Below are 17,182 nucleotides of genomic sequence, written 5' to 3' on the forward strand. Positions count from 1 at the left end.
TCCCACTACCCGCCCTGAGGCAGATCGGTGCGTGGAGCGGAGGCCAGATGTACACCGACTCGCTTGACCAGGAGCGTCATCTCGTAGGCGACCAGGCCGACGTCGGAGTCCGCGTCGGAGAGGACGGCGAGGCAGCTGCCGTCGCCGGCGGCGGTCACGAACAGGAAGGCGTCGTCGAGCTCGACGACCGTCTGCCGGACGCTGCCCGCCTCGAAGTGGCGGCCCACGCCCTTGGCGAGGCTGTGGAACCCGGAGGCGACGGCGGCCAGGTGCTCGCTGTCCTCCCGGGTCAGGTCCTTGGAGGCCCCCGTGGGCAGTCCGTCGCCGGAGAGCACGACGGCCTTGCGGATGCTGGCGACGCGTTCCACCAGTTCGTCCAGGAGCCAGTTGAGCTCGCCGGACTTGGTCGTCGCGCTGTGGCCGGTCGTCTTCGGTGCGGTCATCGACCGTCCCCCTTAGTTCCTCGTGGTGCTGTGCCGCTGTGGGCGTCCTCGCCCGCGGCGTTCTCGTCACGGCCGCGCTGCCAGCCGCGCTGGAGCGAAGCCATGCGGCTGCGTACTTGGTCGGCGTCCCGCTCCTCGAACCCGGCCTCTTGGTCAGTGCGAGGCTGGGGGCTCTGCTTGAGCTGCGGAGCCAGGTTGGCCTGCCGGACACGCCGGGGCAGCGGGGAAGTGCCGGAGGCGTCCTGCCGCGGCTCCGGACCGCCGGCCCGGCCGGACCCGAAGGCGGTGCCGCCGGAGAGCGGCGTGTCGGAACCTGCCGTGGGGTGGGTCTCGGAGCTGCCGGTGAGGCGCGTGGCATCGCCCGAACCGCCGCTGGACGCGATTTCGGCGCGCCGGGTGCGCCGGGGAAGAGCGGAGGCTCCGGGTATCGGGGATTCCTGCTCGTCGGGGCGGTCATCGACACCGGTGGTGCGGCGCTGCGGACCCGTGGCGCGCCTGCGGGCGGGGAGCGGGGGTGGTGTGGCGGAGAGCGACCGGTTCGCGCCGCGTACGGGCTCCTCGTCCGGGTCCGGGCGCCGCGCGGGCTGCCCGGTCACCGGGCGGCCGTGCGAGCTGACCAGCTTGGGCGTGCGCCGCTGGGGCAGGGGCACCGGCGCGCTCAGGTCGTCGTCGCCGTCGGCGTGCCGCTCGAAGGGGCCGGGAATCTCGCCGGATTCGTCGCCGGTGGTGTCCTCGGTACGGACGAGGCCGCGCCGGGGACGGAACAGGCCACCGCGTTCGCTGTCCTCGTCGTCGAGGGCGCCCGGGAAGTCGTCGATGGCGTCCAGGTCGACAGGGGCCTCCAGCTCGACGGGGCCGTCCAGGAGCGTCGCCGGGAGACCCGGCAACTGCACGGGCACGTGCGCGAGTTCGGCCCGGCGGGCCTCCTCCAGCTCGGCCTCCTTGGTGGGCTGGGGGCGGTCGAGGCGGAAGCCGATGCCGTTGGTGTCCGGGACGTCGTCCGTCAGCAGGGTGTTGGGGATGAAGACGACGGCCGTCGTGCCGCCGTACGGCGAAGGCTGGAGGGAGACCCGGACGTTCTGCCGCTGGGCGAGCCGGCTGACCACGAACAGGCCGAGCCGGTCGGTGTCGGACAGTTCGAACTCGGGTGTCTCGGCGAGCCGGAGGTTGGCGTCCAGCAGGGCGTCGGCCGCCATGCCGAGACCGCGGTCGTGGATCTCCAGGGTGAAGCCGTTGGCGACCCGCTCGCCCAGGACCTGGACGGCGGTGTGCGGCGGGGAGAACACCGTGGCGTTCTCCAGGAGTTCGGCGACGAGATGGGTGAGGTCGGCGACGGCCGGACCGGTGACCGCGACCCTGGGCAGACGGCGGACCTCGATGCGCTCGTAGTCCTCGACCTCGGCGACGGCGGCCCGGACGACGTCCATGAGCTGGACGGGCTTGCGCCACTGCCGGGAGGGGGCGGCGCCGGAGAGGATCACCAGACCCTCGGCGTGCCGGCGCATACGGGTGGTGAGGTGGTCGAGGCGGAACAGGTCGGCGAGCTCGTCGGTGTCCTCGGTCCGGCGCTCCATGGTGTCGAGCAGGGTGAGCTGCTTGTGCAGGAGCACCTGGCTGCGGCGGGCGAGGTTGACGAAGACCTCGGCGACCCCGGCGCGCAGCTCGGCCTGTTTGACGGCGGCCTCGACGGCCGCGCGCTGCAGGGTGTTCAGGGCCTGGCCGACCTCGCCGATCTCGTTCTTGTCGTACTCCAGACGCGGGACCTCGGTCTCCACGTCGACCTGTTCACCGGCGGAGAGCCGGCGCATGACGCTGGGCAGTCGCACGCCGGACGCCTCGTGGGCCTCCAGGCGCAGCTGGCGCAGGTCGCGGATGAGGCCGCGGCCGACGCGTACCGAGAGGAAGACCGAGAAGAGCAGGGCGAGCATGCCGAACACGCCGGCGACGGCGGCCTTGACGATGACGCCCACCGCGACCGGCTCCATGCGGTCCTGGTAGCGGTCGCCCGCCTGGTCGTTCAGGGCGGCGAGCCCGTCGAGCACACCGGCCGCGGCGGCGTCCCAGCTCTTGGCGGTGAGGGCGCTGGGCGGGCCGGGTTCCGAGCCGATGACGGTCCGCTCGGCGGAGCGCAGGGACGCGGTGGAGGCGTTCTTCCAGAACCCGTCGTAGCGGTCGCGTTCGGTCGAGGGCAGCACCGGCAGGCTGATGTCGTACAGCATGTCGCGCTGCGCGATGAGGTCGGAGACGTCCCGGATCTCCTCGCGGGTCAGTCTGCCGACCACGAGGGCCGATCCGAGCAGGGCGTCCTCGCGGGAGAGCAGTTCGCGGGCGCGGGCGACGTTGACCAAGGCGCGAGCCTGCTTGTCCATCTCCACGTTGTTGTCCACCCCGTCGAGGGAGGCCAGGAGGGCGTAGCAGGGGTCCACGAGCCGGTTGTAGCGACCGAGGGCCTGGGCCCGGGTCACCGTGCCTTCCTCGACGCTGCGGCGCAGGGAGTCGACGCTGTCGAACGCGTCCAGAGCGGTGGTCAGGAGCTCGTCGTCGTCCGCGTCGAGTCCGTCGCGGACGTCGGGGTCCTGCGCGTTCTTGCGGAACTTGGCGATGGCGTCGTCGGAGGCGGTGCGGGCGGTGCGCAGCGCGGAGAGCGCGTCCGACGCGCGCGGGTCGGCGAGATAGACGAGGGTCTGGCGCCGTTCCTGCTGGAGGATGCGGACGGTGTCCTCGGTGGGGTAGCTGATGTGCTCCACGGCCCTCGACACCTGGAACAGCTGGGTGACCGCGCGTCCCGTGAGCACCGTGGCGAAGCCCCAGACCGCGGCCAGGGACACCAGCGGCACGAGAAGCAGCGCCACGATCTTCCGGCGGATCGACTTCCCGCGAAAGCGCATGGCCTCCCCCAGCTGGTCCCCCGCCGGCCGGGGGTACACATGTGCGTCAACAAACGCCGCGAGCCTACTACCGACGCACAGTTAACTCGAAGACCCTTCCGGAGGGCGAACTTCCGCACTGGTGGCGCGAGATGGGGAGTTGTCCGGGCATTGCGGGAGATTGCCTCCCGCATTTGCAGGACGGCGGCCCGCGCGGATCCGGCCGACAGAGGTGGGCAGTTGGCCAGAATTTTTCGTTTCGCGGGAATCTTCGGGGCGGTTTGTTCGTCCTTCTCTTCAGGAAATGGGGGCGGAATCGGCCACACGAGCCGCATCCCGCAACCGGGCGGCGTAAAACAGCGCAAGCCGGGCAGCCACTGGGGAGCCGTGTGTTCGAGCACGGGTAAGCGGTCTGCTGGCGGTGGGGAGTGACACCTTGATGGGCACGGCGGAGCGGCAAGAGGCGCCCACGGCGGGCGAAGCGGCGCACCTGACGGCGCGGCGCGACCCCGAGGCACCGGATCGCGACATTCCGACGGACGACGGCGGAGCCGGGCCCGGCGAACAGGCCGCAGTGCGGGAGCCGGCTCAAGAGCAGTCGTACTACCGCCCGTTGTGGGTCGAGGAGCCGGCGCGGCGGCGCCGGATGCCCGATCCGGTGCGTACGGCGGCGGTGCGGGCGGTGCTGATCATCGCGGTGACGCTGGTCCAGGCGGTAGTGGCGTTCCTGTGCACGCTGGCCGGATCGTGGCTGGCGTTCCCCATGGTCCTCAGCAGCGTGGCGAGCACCGTGGTGGCGACCTGGGGCGCCCTCGACGTCTGGGTGACCCGCCAGGTCTGGAACCAGCGCAACGGCGTGGTGTCGGCGCCGAGCAGCACCGCGCGCGCCCTGCGGCGCGAGCGGCGCAAGGCACGGCGACAGGCCAGGGCGGCCGAGCGGGCGCAGGAGCGGATACGCCGGCGCGGCGGGGCGGGCCAGCTGTCCCACCCCTGAACCCGGCCGGGGCTTTGCCGAGCCCGACTGAGGCCCGCTGCCCCGGCCCAGGCTTCGCCGAGCCTGACTGAGACGCGCTGCCCCCGACCGAGGCTTTGCCGAGCCCGACTGAGCCCCGCCGACCCCGGCCGGGCTTAGCCCAGCACCGGCTCAACCTCGCCGACCCCGCCGAACCACCACCCAGGTCAAGCCGTCGCCTGACGTGTCGTTACGACGCGCTCGGTGCCGGCCGCTTGAACATCCGCGTGGCCGTGATCTCGCTGTGCACCGCTTCCTCGGACTGCGGCTGCTGCGGCAGCCCCGGACGGAGGTGTTCCTCGACGCTGATGTACTTCAGCCCGGCCCTGAGGTCGGCGTCGTTGCGCAGCCGGATGACCAGCGGGAACTCGGCGAGGGCCGTCGTGTCGAACAGGCCTGTGGTGTAGAGGAGTTGGACACCGAGGGCGTCCGAGACCGCGCGCTGGAGCTCCAGCAGATACGTGGCGTTGGCACGCCCGATGGGGTTGTCGAGGAACAGCGTGCCCGCGTGCCGGTGCTTGTCGCGGCCCCGGTCGTTGGAGCGCAGCGCGGCCATCGTGCAGTACAGGGCGATGGCCGCGGTGAGCAGCTGACCGCCCGAGAACACGTCGCCCATCTGCCCGACCGGCACCCGCTCGGCGCGCAGCACCGCGTCCGGCTTGAGGATCTCCACCGCGACGCCCTTGGGCTGAAGGGCCGCGCCGACGCCCCTGAGCAGCAGGGACATACCGTCGCGCCGCAGGTCGGAGTTCTTCTTCACGGCCGCGCGGGTCGCCTCGTCGATGACCTCGCCCAGCCGCTCGGTGAGCGTCGCCTGGTCCGGCTCCTCGAAGCGGATGCGCAGGAACTCCTGCCCGGACCACTCGCCGAGCCCCTCGGGCAGCCGGGACAGCCGCTGGGCGGACCTCAGGGTCGCCAGCGCCGACTCCACGAGCCCGCGCAGCCGGTCCACGATCGAGTCCCGGTTCCGCTCCAGCTGCGCCAACTCGTCGGTGAGGACACGGAGTCGGGGGGCGAAGGCGTCGGCCCACTTCTGCGCGTGCTCCGGCAGCGCGGAGGCGGGCAGCTCGCGGATCTGCTGGCGGGCGGGGGTGCGGACCTGCTCGTAGCGGGTGGAGTTGGCGTGCCGGACCAGGATGTCGCTCGCCTCGCGCACGGCGGCCTCGGCGGCGGACAGGTCGGCCGCGCAGCCGCGCAGCGACCGGCGGGCCTCGGCGGCGGCCTGCCGGGCCTCCTCGGGGCTGCCGGGGTAGGCCTCGGTCTCCTCCTGTTCGTCCTCCGAGGCGTGTTCGCGCAGCAGGTCGCGGAGCATCGCGGCGATCTCGTCGAAACCGCCGGCCGCGTCCTCGGCGGCCCGGTGGGACTCCAGCAGCTCGGCGTGCGCCTCCCGGGCCTGCGTCAACGCCTCGGTACGGGAGGCCAGTTCGGCGGTCGCCGTGCGCAGCAGGGCCTGCGCGTGGTCGGCGTCGCGCGGCTGGAGCTCCTCCGCCAGTTCGGTGTGCGCCTCGCCGTCCTCGGGCGCGTGCCGCTCGGCCTCGCCGCGCAGCCGGCCGAGTTGCTCGCTCGCGCTGGACATCCGCGTCTCCAGGAGCTGCACCAGCTCCTCGGCGCGGGCCGCGGCGGCCTGCCGGGACGGTCCGTCGGAGCCGTCGGGCGACTGGAGCAGCGCCTCGGCGCGGGTGCGGACCTTGTTGCTCAGCCGGTCCAGCTCGGCCAGGGAGGCGCTTTCGTCGCTCTCCGCGCGCGCCTGCTCGGCGCGCAGGTCGGCGCCGACACCGACCTTCTCGTACAGCTGGGAGGCTGCCCGGTAGGCCTCCCGGAGCGCGGGCAGGGACGCCTTCGGGGCGTCCGTGTCGCCGTCCGGTACGTCGTCGGGGGCGCCCGCGATCTCGGCGCGCTCGGCGCGCAGCGCACGCGCGGTGCGGCGGGCGTCGTCGGCGGCCCGCTGGGCGGCACGCCGGTCCTCGTCAGCGGCGCGGGCCCGCTCCAGGCAGGCCTGGGCGCGGGCCTCCGACTCGGTGGCCTCGTCGGCCAGTTCGCGGAGCTTGACCTGCCAGCCGGCGCGCTCCCGCAGCCGGAAGGCGAGTCCCGCGAGGGCGTCGGCGGCCCGCCGGGCCTTCTGCGCGGCCTCCTGCCGCTCCTCGCGCACCTGCGTGGCCTCGGCGGCGGCCTCGTCGGCCTCGGCCCGCACGGTCCGCGCCTCGGCCAGCTCGGCCTCGGACTCCTCGGCGAACGCACGAGCCTCGCGCGCGGCCTCGGCCAGCTCGACGAGCCGGCCGGCCGGGCAGCCGGTGCGCCAGGAGGCGAGCCGCGCCGCCAGCTCCCGGTCCTTGCCGAGCCGGGCCGCGAGGGAGCGGATCTCCTCGTCGCGCTCGGTGGCACGGGCGCGCAGCGTCTGCCGCTCCTCGTCGGCGGCGTGCTCGTCATGCATGGCGGGGTTCGGCGGGACGAGGAAGACGCCCTCGCTCCCCGAGCCGGACGCGGGGGTCGGGGCGAGGAGGGCGGCCGCGGTGCCGACGGCGACGGCGGAGCGCGGCAGCAGGGCCGCCTCGCTCAGCGCCTCGCGGGCCCGCGCATGCGTGTCCGGGTCGGTGATGATCACGCCGTCGACCAGCTCGGGCCGGGCGGCCAGTACGCGCGCGTGGTCGGTGGGGTCGACGGCCTGGGCGAGATAGCGCCAGCCGGGCAGTGCCGGGATGCCGTGCTCGCCGAGGAACTCGACAGTCGCCAGCACATCCGGGCCCGGCGGCAGCAGGCCGCCGTCGCCGAGCGCACCGAGGATGCGGGCGTCGTCGGCGGCGGCGGTGCGCAGTTCGAAGAGCTGGCGTTCGGCGGAGAAGACGGCGGCGTCGAGCAGCTCGCGCAGTTCGTCGGCGAAGCGATCGAGGTCCTCGGGGGTGAAACCGGCCTGGTCATCGTCGTCGCCGTCCTGCCGGGGCTGCGGAACGACGGAGCGGGCCTCAACGCCCGTCAGGCCCAGCAGTTCCGTCAGCCGCGGCTCGGCCGCCAGCGCCTCGGCGAGGCGTCGCTCGGCGTCGTAGGAGCGCTCGGCCGCGGCGGCGGCGTCCGCCGCGCGGGCCGCCGTCAGCTCGGCGCGCGACTCCGCGGCACCCGCCTCGCGGGCGTGCTCGGTGGCTCGGCGGGCCGTCTCCCGGGCGGTGTCCCAGGCGGCGACCGCGGTCTTCTCGGCGTCGCTGGCGGCGAGGGCCGCGCGCGCGGGGTCGGCGTCGGGGGCGCTGTCGTCGAGCCAGCCGGCCCGGACGGCCTCGGCGGTCTCCTGTTCGACCTCGGTGAGGCGCTGCCGCAGATGCCCGACCTCACTCCGGGCGCGCTGGGCCTCGGTGGCGGCGGCGGTGGAGTCCCGGTACGCGGACTCGCCGACCTCCTGGAGGGCGGCGGAGCGCTCCTCCTCCTCGTTGGCGAGGGTCTCGGCGCTCTCCGCGGCCGCGTGCAGGGCCCGTACGAGGTCCACGGCGGCCTTGGCGCGGGCGGCCAGCGCGGGGGCCGCGTCCCGCTCGGCCTCCTGGATCGCGGCGGACACGCGCGCGACCCGGTCGGCGGCGGCACGGTGGCGCAGGACGGCCTCGGCGGCCTGCCACGCCGAGTGCAGCGTGCGGGCGTCGGCGAGCTCGCGCTTCTGCGCGGCGGCGGACTTCTCGGCCGCGGCGAGCGCCAAGGAGGCGTGCCGGTAGGCGAGTTCGGCGGCGATCAGCGCGCTGCGCTCGCGCGCTCCCTCGGCATGGGTGACGGCGTAGGCGGCCGCGGTGACCCGCTGGGCGAGGTCGGCGGCTCTGACCCGCTCCTGGGCGCCGCGCGCGGAGAGCCGTCGGGCCAGCGTCCGGGTGCGGCGCTCGGCTCCGGCGTGGATGTCACGGGCGCGGGCCCGGGCCTCGGCCCCCTCGACGATCCGCCCGAGCAGATCGACCGACCCGGCGGTGAAGTCCCGTTCCGCCATCAGTTCCGCGCGCCGGCCCAGCTTGTTGCCGAAGCCGCTGACCAGGTCGGCGAGCCCGTCGGTGTCCCGGGTGTCGGTCACGGCCCGCAGCAGCAGGTCGGTGAAGTCGGAGTCCTTCTTGACCGCGAAGAGTCCCGCGGCCTCACCTTCGTCGGCGTTCATCTCCCGCTGGTAGCGGAAGAGTTCGGGGTCGAGGCCGAGGTCGCCGAGGTGCTCGATCCAGCGGTCGTGGATCTCCTCCCAGTGCACCTCCAGGTGCGGATACGCCTTGCCCGCCTCGGTGATGGCGTCCCGGAAGCCCTTCATGGTGCGCCGGCGGCCCTGCGCGCCGGACGCGCCCTCGACGGGCGGGCGTACGGCCGTGGACTCGGCGACGGGCAGGTTGTCCAGGGAGAGCCCGGGGCCGGGACGGAAGGAGTACCAGGCCTCGGCGAACTTCCGCGGGTCGTTGGAGACCTGGCGCCCCCGCCACTCACTGACCTTGCCGACGACCACGCACTCGCCGGTGAGCGTGTGCTGCCACTCCAGCGCGACATGCCCGCAGTCGTCGGCGAGCAGGAACTTGCGCAGCACGCCGGAGCTGGCGCCGCCGAGGGTGTTGCGATGGCCCGGCAGCATCACCGAGAAGATCAGCTTGAGCAGTACGGACTTGCCGCCGCCGTTCTCCAGGAAGAGCACGCCGGCGGGTGCGGGGCGGCGCGGCGGGCCGGACGGCTCCTCCTCGAAGAACTCCGCCTGGGTGGGCGCGGGGTCGGGCACGATGTCGCCCACGCCCCGCAGGTCAAGCACGGTGTCGGCGTAGCGCGCACCGGCGGGACCGATGGAGTAGAGGCGGACCCGGGACAGCTCGTACATGGCGGACTCTCGTAAGTCTTCGGCAGGTGGGGGGAGTTCAGGACGAGGAGGACGCGTGGAACGGCAGTCCGGCGTCGGCCGCCAGCTCCAGGTCCTCGGTGTTCTCGGCGGGCAGCAGCGTGGGCGTGCCGTCGGTCACGGGGACGACGCCCAGGTCCAGCAGCTCGGCCATGGCGGCGCTGCCGGCCATGTCCCGCACCTGGAGCTGGTAGCGGGCCGTCGTGCGGTACGTACCGCCGTTGTCGTCGCCGGTGCGCTGGAGGAAGCCGGAGTCGGTGAGGAAGGCGACGGCCTTGCCGATGATGCCGGTGGTGGACCCGGCGAGGCGGCGCGCGTCCTTGGTGGCGCCGGTGGCGCTGCGTCGCGCCCAGATCCGCCAGGCGGCCTCCAGGCCGGGCGCCTCGGTGGCCGGGTCGGTGTTCTCCCCCACCTCCTCGGCGCGCTCCTCCAGGCGTCGGCACGCCTGCCGGACGAACGCGTCGACGCCGTTGACACTGACGCGTCCGATGTAGCCGTCGTCGGCGAGGTCCTCGGGCCGCGGGAACGCCAGGGCGGCGACGGCCAGATGGGCCAGGCCATGCAGGAAGCGGTCGCTGCCGTCGGCGGACGTCCGGCGCGCGTAGTCGCCCATCCGCACGGCGAACACGGAGTCCTCGGCGGCGGTGACCGCCATCCCCGCGCGGGGCGACACCTCCAGGACGACGAGCCCCAGTCCGGCGGCCACGGCGTCGGCGAGCCGCGCGAACGCCCCGTCCTCCCGGTAGCGCCGCAGCAGTTCGGTGTACTCCTGGTCGCGCGCGGGCTGAAGTTTGGGCTGGAGCCCGAAGGCGACGAGCCGCGCCGCGTCGGCGGCGTCGGCGGGGGTGACGGCGGCGGGGACCGGCGCGGGTCCGGCTTCCGGCTCACTCCACTCGACGTGCTCGGTCACGGTCGGTCTCCTCGGTCCACTGTTCGTCGGCTCATGCCGCTTCCGTCCTGTCCGCCGCCATCCCCGCCGCGTCCAGCAGGGCGGTGCCGACGATGAGATCCGCCCCGCCGAACTCGGGATCGTCCAGCTCGGTGCCGTCGTCCACGGCGAACAGCAGCTTCTGCTCGCCCTGCCGGTAGGCGGTGCCCACCGCCGGACTGGCCGCGTGCACGGCCAGCAGGGCCACGAGATACGGCAGATCGGGGTCCTGACGGCGCGCTTCGGCCAGCAGCCCGGACAGTCGCCGGGGCGCGTCGGCCGGCAGGTCCAGCAGCTCCATGGCCGCCGCCAGCTGCTCCTCGCTGAACCGGCTGTCGTCCGGTGTGGCGATGAGGTCCGGCTCCGGCATCTCGGCGCCGAGGTGCTCGCGCTCCACCGGCGGCGTCAGCAGTATGTCGACCAGGTCGCCCACCCGCACCGACACCGGCGTCCGCAGACCGGTCCCGCGCGCGAAGAACGCGTCGGTGACCTTGACCGCCTGCTCCAGGGGCAGCGGCAGCAGCGGTGAGACCAGATGGCCGTAGAGGTCTATCCCCGACGTCGTCATCGGCGTCGCGAAGGCCTGCCGGTCCTGCTCCGCGCGGAACAGCGGGCCGGCCTCCAGCAGGCGGGACTGGAGCTGGGTGTGGCGCCGGATGCAGTCCTTGACGATGTCGACCAGCTCGGCGGCCCGCCGCTTCTGCTCCGGGTCCTCGGACTCGTCGCGTGCCTTGCGGATGTTGGTGAGGATCGCGTTCTCGTGGCGGTAGCGGTCGGCTACATGGTCGAGGGCCTCGGTGATCATGTCCGGGACGGCGTTCAGCCAGTCCACCGCGCGGACGTTGCGCCGCGTGGCGTCCAGGGCCCGGCGCAGTGTCTCCGAGTACTGGACGGTCCGGTACCGGGCCTGCTCGGCGGCCAGCTGGGCGTCCGCGAGACGGCCCCGGCTGATCAGCACCTCCAGCTTGACCTCGGCGGCGATCTGGGCGCTGGTGACGTCGGTGTCGAGGGCGCCGACCAGGACGTTGACCGCCTCGTCCGTCGTACGGAGGTACACCGAGCCACCGGGGCCGGGCACCTCCTCGATCAGCTTGAAGTCGTAGTCGCGGCGCACATAGGTGCCGTCCGGCGCGAACGTGCCGTACACGGCCCGGAAGCCGCGGTCGACGCTGCCGACGTTGATCAGGTTCTCCAGCACCCAGCGGGCCACCCGCTCGTGCTCGGCGACAGGGCGCTGGGGGGCCTGCGCGGCGATGCGCGGGATGAGGCGGGCGACGATCTGGTCGTGGTCGGCGCCGGTGTCGAAGTCCATGTTCAGGGTGACGAGGTCGATGGCGGCGAGGGCGACCTCCGCCATGCCGTACACCGAGTACTCACCCGCGAGGTTCGCCTTGCGCGCTTCCAGGTCGTGCAACGGCGCGGTGCACGCGAGCGCGCGCAACCGCCGCGCCAGTCCCTCGTCGGCGGCCGGGCCCGGAGCGGGACGGGACGCTGCGCTGAGCTGGGGCGGAACGCTGTCCGTCGGTGCAGGCGAAGTCACGGTGCACAGACTAGGTCCTCGGTCTGACAACGACTAAAACGACGCAGAACAGACCCCTGCCGACCGGCGTGAACCCGACGCTAGTCGTCCTCTCCCACCCGGCGCCGGTACACCTCGACCACCCGCTCCAGCGAGTCCTCCAGATAGACCGCGAGCAGCTTCTCGGCCTCGGTCCTGTCGCCCGCCTCCAGGGCCCGCAGGATCTGCTGGTTCCGCGCCAGGTACGGCTCGTGCAGCCGACGCGGGTCGTCGACCACGTGGAACGCGAGCCGGAGCTCGGCGAAGACGCTGCGCATGAGTTCGTCGGTGCGCTCGCTGCCCGCCAGCGCGACGAGCTCCCGGTGGAAGTGGATGTTGGCCGTACCCAGCCCTTTCCAGTCACCTTCGCGCACCGCCCGCAGGCCCTCCTCGACGGCCTCCGCGGGCCCGTCGAGTGCGTACGGCGGCTCGCCCAGCCCGCGCACCACCGCGCACTCCACCAGCCGTCGGGTGCGGTAGATGTCCTCCACGTCCTCCACCGTCAGGACCCGTACGAACACCCCCCGGTTCAGCTCGTGGACGAGCAGGCGTTCGTGGGTGAGCAGCCGGAACGCCTCGCGCAGGGTGTTGCGGGAGACCCCGAGGGCGCCGCCGATGCTGTCCTCCGACAGCCGGGTGCCGGGCGGGAAATAGCCCTCGGCGATGCGGCTCCTGAGGATGTCCGAGACCCGCTCCGCCGTGCTGGTGCGGCCCAGGAGGGCGCGGTCGTCGGCCAGTCCGCTCAGCTGCTCTGCCATGCCCGGAATTCAACCGCAGACACGAGAACGAAACAACAGGGGTATTGAAGGATCGTTCAACGATCCTCTACCTTGCTACGACATCGCACCGCACGAATCCCCACGCACGACCCGCACCGCACGGCTCAGTCCCGCACCCTCCGTCCTCCCACTGCGAGGTGCACATGAGCACGACTCCCCCCTCCCAGGCCCTCACCGCTCACCCCCCACAGACCGAACGCCCCGCCGACGACGGGGCGTTGGGCTGGTTCCGGGCCCTCGGTCCGCGCGGCCGGCGCGCCTTCGCCGGCGCGTTCGGCGGCTATGCCCTCGACTCCTACGACTACTTCACGCTGCCGCTGAGCATGGTCGCGCTGGCCGCGTACTTCGGCCTGGACAGCGGCCAGACCGGCCTCTTCACCACCGTCACACTGCTCGCCTCCGGGGTCGGCGGCGCCCTCGCGGGCGTACTGGCGGACCGGGCCGGACGGGTCAGGGCCCTGATGATCACGGTGGTCACGTACGCGATCTTCACCGTGGCCTGCGGCTTCGCGCCCAACTTCGAGTCGCTGCTGGTCTTCCGCGCGCTCCAGGGGCTCGGCTTCGGCGGCGAGTGGGCGGTCGGCGCGATCCTGGTCGCCGAGTACGCGAGCGCGAAGCACCGCGGCCGCACCCTCGGCGCCATCCAGAGCTCGTGGGCGGTGGGCTGGGCGCTGGCCGCCGTCGTGTACACGCTGGTGTTCTCGTTCCTCGACGACGACCTGGCCTGGCGCGTGATGTTCTGGACGGGCGCCCTGCCCGCGCTGCTCGTCGTGTGGCTGCGGCGCCGCGTCCAGGACGCGCCCGAGGCGATCGCGGTACGGGAGAAGAGCGGCGGGAAGACCCCGTTCACGGCGATCTTCAAGCCGGGGCTGCTGCGTACGACGGTCTTCGCGGGACTGTTGTCTACCGGCGTCCAGGGCGGCTACTACACGCTCGCCACCTGGGTGCCGACGTATCTGAAGAGCGACCGCGGACTGTCGGTCGTCGGTACGGGCGGCTATCTGACCTTCCTGATCTCCGGCGCCTTCCTCGGCTACCTGACCGGCGGCTATCTCACCGACCGCCTGGGCCGCCGCCGCAACATCTGGCTCTTCGCCCTGCTGTCGGCGGTCTGCATCCTGGCGTACGCCAACATCCCGGACGGCGCCAACACCCTGCTCCTCGTGCTCGGCTTCCCGCTCGGGTTCTGCATGTCGGCCATCTTCAGCGGCTTCGGCTCCTACCTGGCCGAGCTGTACCCGACGGCGGTGCGCGGCACGGGACAGGGCTTCACGTACAACGCCGGACGCGCCGTGGGCGCCGTCTTCCCCACCACGGTCGGCTTCCTGGCCGACAGCTGGGGTGTGGGCGGCGCGCTGGTCTTCGGCGCCCTCGGTTACGCGCTCGCCGCGCTGGCCCTGCTCGGGCTGCCGGAGACCCGTGGGAAGGAACTCGCGTGAACCGTACGGAAGACCGCCTCACGACCGTCTCGGAAGACCGCCCCGTGACCCTCGTCGACGAGCACGCGCGCGCGTGGAGCCCGCAAGAGGCCCGCACCCGCTTTCGGGCCGGCCTCACGGGCCCCACCGCCGGGGTCGCCGCCGGCCACACCCAGGTCAACCTGATCTCGGTGCCCGCGGACTGGGCGTACGACATGCTGCTGTTCTGCCAGCGCAACCCCAAGCCGTGCCCGGTCCTCGACGTGACCGACGTCGGATCTCCTGCGACCGTGCTGGCACCCGGCGCCGACCTGCGCACCGACCTGCCGCGTTACCGGGTGTGGCGGGACGGCGAGCTCGTGGACGAGCCGACCGACGTGCGCGCGCACTGGCGCGACGACCTGGTGTCGTTCCTGATCGGGTGCAGCTTCACCTTCGAGTGGGCGCTGACCGAGGCGGGCGTCCCGGTCCGGCACCTGGAGCAGGGGCGCAACGTCCCGATGTACGAGACCAGTTGGCAGTGCCGCCCGGCCGGGCGGATCCACGGCCCGATGGTGGTGTCGATGCGGCCGGTGCCGCCTCAGCATCTGTCGGCGGCGATCCGGGAGAGCAGCCTGCTCCCCGCGGTGCACGGCGGCCCGGTGCACTGCGGTGACCCGTCGACCCTCGGCATCGAGGATCTCGGCCGCCCCGACTTCGGCGACCCGGTGGACCTGCACCCGGACGACATCCCGGTGTTCTGGGGCTGCGGGGTGACCCCGCAGGCCGCGGTGATGGCCTCACGGCCGCCGTTCGCCCTCACCCACGCGCCGGGCCAGATGTTCCTCACCGACGCCCGCGACCAGCAGTACCGCGTGGCCTGAGCAGGGCCCACGCACTCGCCCGGAAGGAGACACGGAAATTCCATGACCTCGATCGATCTCAACGCCGACCTCGGCGAAGGCTTCGGCCGCTGGCGGCTGACCGACGACGAAGAGCTGCTGTCCGTCGTCACCAGCGCCAACGTGGCCTGCGGCTTCCACGCCGGGGACGCGGCCACCATGCGGCGGGTGTGCGAGCAGGCGGCCGAGCGCGGCGTACGGATCGGGGCGCAGGTCTCGTACCGCGACCTGGCCGGGTTCGGGCGGCGCGCCATGGACGTGCCGCCCGCCGAGCTGGCGGCCGAGGTGGCCTACCAGATCGGCGCCCTGGAGGTCTTCGCGCGCGCGTCCGGCACGCGCGTGTCGTACGTCAAACCGCACGGCGCGCTCTACAACCGCGTCGTGCACGACGAGGAGCAGGCCGGCGCGGTCGTCGAGGGGGTCCTCCTCGCGGACACCTCCCTGCCCGTGCTCGGCCTGCCCGGCTCGCGTCTGCTGGAACTGGCGGGCAAGTCGGGCCTGCCGACCGTCACTGAGGCGTTCGCGGACCGCGCGTACACCGCCGAGGGCACGCTGGTGCCGCGCGGCGAGCAGGGGGCGGTGGTGACCGACCCGGAGACGGTGGTGGAGCGCTCGGTGGGGTTGGCCCGCGACGGCGCGGTCATCTCGCGCTCCGGCGCCCGCATCGAGGTCCGGGCGCGCTCGCTGTGCCTGCACGGGGACACGCCGGGCGCCGTGGAACTGGCCCGCCGCGTGCGGGAGCGGCTGACGGAGTCGGGCGTACGCGTGGAGGCCTTCGCATGAGCGTGAAAGCCCTGTCCTTGCGCACGGAATCGGGCGTCCGCGAGGAGGCCTTCGCATGAGCGTGAAAACCCTGTCCGTGCGCACGGAATCGGGCGTCCGCGAGGAGGCCTTCGCATGAGTCTCCGAGCCCTGCCCGTGGGCGACGCGGCCCTGCTCGTCGAGGTGTCGTCGGGCGAGGAGGCGCAGGCGCTGCACGCGGAGTTGCTGCGTCGCCGCGCGGAGGGCTCCCTGGCCGTCCGCGAGATCGTCCCCGCGGCCCGCACCGTCCTCCTCGACGGCCTCACCGACCCGGCCCGCCTCGCCACCGAACTGACCGCCGCCGACGTCCCGCCCGCTCCCCCACGCGCGCGTGCCGTCGTCGAACTCCCCGTGCGCTACGACGGCCCGGACCTGGCCGACGTGGCCGCGCACTGGGGCGTGGCACCGCACGAGGTGGCCCGCATCCACGCGGCCACCGAGTTCAGCGTCGCCTTCTGCGGCTTCGCCCCCGGCTTCGGCTATCTCACCGGCCTGCCGGAGCGGTACGACGTCCCACGCCGAGCCACGCCGCGGACGGCCGTCCCCGCCGGTGCGGTGGCGCTGGCGGGGCCGTACACGGGCGTGTACCCCCGCTCCTCGCCCGGCGGCTGGCAACTGATCGGCACCACGGAGGCCGTGCTGTGGGACCACGCGCGCGTACCGGCCGCGCTGCTGTCGCCGGGCACGCGCGTGAGGTTCGTACCGGTGGGGGCGGTGGGAGCATGACGGACCGCGCCCTCGCCGTCGTGCGCGCCGGAGCGCTGACCACCGTGCAGGACCGGGGCCGCCCGGGCCACGCGCATCTGGGTGTCCCCCGCGCGGGAGCCCTGGACGGCCCCGCGGCGGCCCTCGTCAACCGGCTGGTCGGCAATCCACCGGAAGCGGCCGTCCTGGAGACGACGCTCAACGGTTGTTCCCTACGGCCGCGTTCGGCGGTCACCGTGGCCGTCGGCGGCGCTCCCTGCCCGGTCAGGGTCGACGGGCGCCCGGTCGCGTGGGGCGCGCCGGTGCGCGTGCCCGCCGGGGCGCTCCTGGACGTCGGAACCGCCCTGCGCGGACTACGCAGCTACGTGGGCGTCTCCGGCGGCATCACCGTCGAGCCGGTGCTCGGCAGCCGCTCCACGGACCTCCTCTCCGGCCTGGGCCCGGCCCCGCTCACGGACGGCGCGGTCCTGCCCCTGGGCAGCCCGACGCACCTCCCCGCGCGCGTGGACGTCGCGCCGCAGCCGGCGCCTCCGACGGAACTCGTCCTGCGGGTGACGCTCGGCCCGCGCGACGACTGGTTCACGCCGGAGGCGGTACGGGCCTTCACGTCCCGCACCTACCGGGTGTCCCCGGCCGGCAACCGCATCGGCCTGCGCACGGAAGGTCCCGCACTGGACCGCGCCCGGCCGGGTGAACTCCCCAGCGAGGGCATGGTCCTGGGCGCGGTCCAGGTGCCGCCGGACGGCCGGCCGGTGGTGTTCCTGGCGGACCACCCGACGACGGGCGGTTACCCCGTGATCGCGGTGGTGCGTACCGAAGACCTCTCGGCGGCGGCCCAGGCGGTACCAGGAACACCGGTTCGTTTCCTGCGAGTGCGCCGACGCTGACCATCTCCGGACGCGCGTGCGGGGAGCTGCCCGACCAGCCCCCCGCACGCACCCCACGCACCCGCAGCCGGAACC

12 protein-coding genes are annotated in these 17,182 nt (G+C 73.5%); 6 read left to right on the plus strand and 6 right to left on the minus strand.

Features of this window, described 5'->3' with window-relative positions:
* Positions 1-5 precede the first annotated feature (5 nt).
* Both EJC51_RS09550 and EJC51_RS09555 read right to left on the minus strand, forming a co-directional pair.
* Positions 6-443 (minus strand): roadblock/LC7 domain-containing protein, encoded by a 438-nt coding sequence (locus EJC51_RS09550; RefSeq protein ID WP_126270676.1) that lies wholly within the window; start codon positions 441-443, stop codon positions 6-8.
* On the minus strand, positions 440-3,331 hold the full coding sequence (locus EJC51_RS09555) for a nitrate- and nitrite sensing domain-containing protein (protein ID WP_126270677.1): 2,892 nt from the start codon (positions 3,329-3,331) through the stop codon (positions 440-442). Before EJC51_RS09555 ends, EJC51_RS09550 begins: the two co-directional genes overlap by 4 nt.
* A gap of 418 nt (positions 3,332-3,749) precedes the next feature.
* On the opposite strand from EJC51_RS09555, the gene EJC51_RS09560 reads away from it, so the two are divergent.
* Positions 3,750-4,304: a hypothetical protein gene (locus EJC51_RS09560; protein ID WP_126270678.1), complete on the plus strand. Its 555-nt coding sequence runs from the start codon at positions 3,750-3,752 to the stop codon at positions 4,302-4,304.
* A gap of 208 nt (positions 4,305-4,512) precedes the next feature.
* Here the strand turns inward: EJC51_RS09560 and EJC51_RS09565 are convergent, their stop codons facing one another.
* The 4 genes from EJC51_RS09565 to EJC51_RS09580 all read right to left on the minus strand — a co-directional run bounded on the left by EJC51_RS09565 (position 4,513) and on the right by EJC51_RS09580 (position 12,394).
* On the minus strand, positions 4,513-9,132 hold the full coding sequence (locus EJC51_RS09565) for a hypothetical protein (RefSeq protein WP_126270679.1): 4,620 nt from the start codon (positions 9,130-9,132) through the stop codon (positions 4,513-4,515).
* Between the two features lie 37 nt (positions 9,133-9,169).
* Positions 9,170-10,060: a hypothetical protein gene (locus tag EJC51_RS09570; protein ID WP_126270680.1), complete on the minus strand. Its 891-nt coding sequence runs from the start codon at positions 10,058-10,060 to the stop codon at positions 9,170-9,172.
* A gap of 31 nt (positions 10,061-10,091) precedes the next feature.
* Positions 10,092-11,618 (minus strand): hypothetical protein, encoded by a 1,527-nt coding sequence (locus EJC51_RS09575; RefSeq protein ID WP_126270681.1) that lies wholly within the window; start codon positions 11,616-11,618, stop codon positions 10,092-10,094.
* Positions 11,619-11,698: 80 nt separating this feature from the next.
* The gene (locus tag EJC51_RS09580; RefSeq protein ID WP_126270682.1) at positions 11,699-12,394 is read right to left on the minus strand and encodes a GntR family transcriptional regulator; all 696 of its coding nucleotides are present in this window, start codon (positions 12,392-12,394) and stop codon (positions 11,699-11,701) included.
* Between the two features lie 164 nt (positions 12,395-12,558).
* Here EJC51_RS09580 and EJC51_RS09585 point away from each other — a divergent pair, with 164 nt between their 5' ends.
* From EJC51_RS09585 to EJC51_RS09605, 5 genes are all read left to right on the plus strand, one after another.
* Positions 12,559-13,854 (plus strand): MFS transporter, encoded by a 1,296-nt coding sequence (locus EJC51_RS09585; RefSeq protein ID WP_126270683.1) that lies wholly within the window; start codon positions 12,559-12,561, stop codon positions 13,852-13,854.
* The gene (locus EJC51_RS09590; RefSeq protein WP_126270684.1) at positions 13,851-14,696 is read left to right on the plus strand and encodes a putative hydro-lyase; all 846 of its coding nucleotides are present in this window, start codon (positions 13,851-13,853) and stop codon (positions 14,694-14,696) included. Before EJC51_RS09585 ends, EJC51_RS09590 begins: the two co-directional genes overlap by 4 nt.
* Before the next feature lie 42 nt (positions 14,697-14,738).
* A complete protein-coding gene (locus EJC51_RS09595; RefSeq protein ID WP_126270685.1) occupies positions 14,739-15,497 on the plus strand; it encodes a LamB/YcsF family protein in 759 nt (252 codons plus the stop codon).
* Between the two features lie 114 nt (positions 15,498-15,611).
* Positions 15,612-16,241, plus strand: a complete 630-nt coding sequence (gene pxpB, locus EJC51_RS09600) for a 5-oxoprolinase subunit PxpB (RefSeq protein ID WP_126270686.1) — start codon at positions 15,612-15,614, stop codon at positions 16,239-16,241.
* Positions 16,238-17,107, plus strand: a complete 870-nt coding sequence (locus EJC51_RS09605; protein ID WP_126270687.1) for a 5-oxoprolinase subunit C family protein — start codon at positions 16,238-16,240, stop codon at positions 17,105-17,107. Before pxpB ends, EJC51_RS09605 begins: the two co-directional genes overlap by 4 nt.
* Positions 17,108-17,182 lie beyond the last annotated feature (75 nt).

The sequence above is a fragment of the Streptomyces aquilus genome, from assembly GCF_003955715.1.
In the GTDB taxonomy this organism is placed as follows: Bacteria; Actinomycetota; Actinomycetes; order Streptomycetales; family Streptomycetaceae; genus Streptomyces; species Streptomyces aquilus.

Coding starts and splice junctions, on each gene's coding strand:
- EJC51_RS09560 (WP_126270678.1), top strand. CDS start 3,750: ATGGGCACGGCGGAGCGGCAAGAGGCGCCCACGGCGGGCGAAGCGGCG.
- EJC51_RS09595 (WP_126270685.1), top strand. CDS start 14,739: ATGACCTCGATCGATCTCAACGCCGACCTCGGCGAAGGCTTCGGCCGC.
- EJC51_RS09550 (WP_126270676.1), bottom strand. CDS start 443: ATGACCGCACCGAAGACGACCGGCCACAGCGCGACGACCAAGTCCGGC.
- pxpB (WP_126270686.1), top strand. CDS start 15,612: ATGAGTCTCCGAGCCCTGCCCGTGGGCGACGCGGCCCTGCTCGTCGAG.
- EJC51_RS09580 (WP_126270682.1), bottom strand. CDS start 12,394: ATGGCAGAGCAGCTGAGCGGACTGGCCGACGACCGCGCCCTCCTGGGC.
- EJC51_RS09605 (WP_126270687.1), top strand. CDS start 16,238: ATGACGGACCGCGCCCTCGCCGTCGTGCGCGCCGGAGCGCTGACCACC.
- EJC51_RS09565 (WP_126270679.1), bottom strand. CDS start 9,132: ATGTACGAGCTGTCCCGGGTCCGCCTCTACTCCATCGGTCCCGCCGGT.
- EJC51_RS09555 (WP_126270677.1), bottom strand. CDS start 3,331: ATGCGCTTTCGCGGGAAGTCGATCCGCCGGAAGATCGTGGCGCTGCTT.
- EJC51_RS09585 (WP_126270683.1), top strand. CDS start 12,559: ATGAGCACGACTCCCCCCTCCCAGGCCCTCACCGCTCACCCCCCACAG.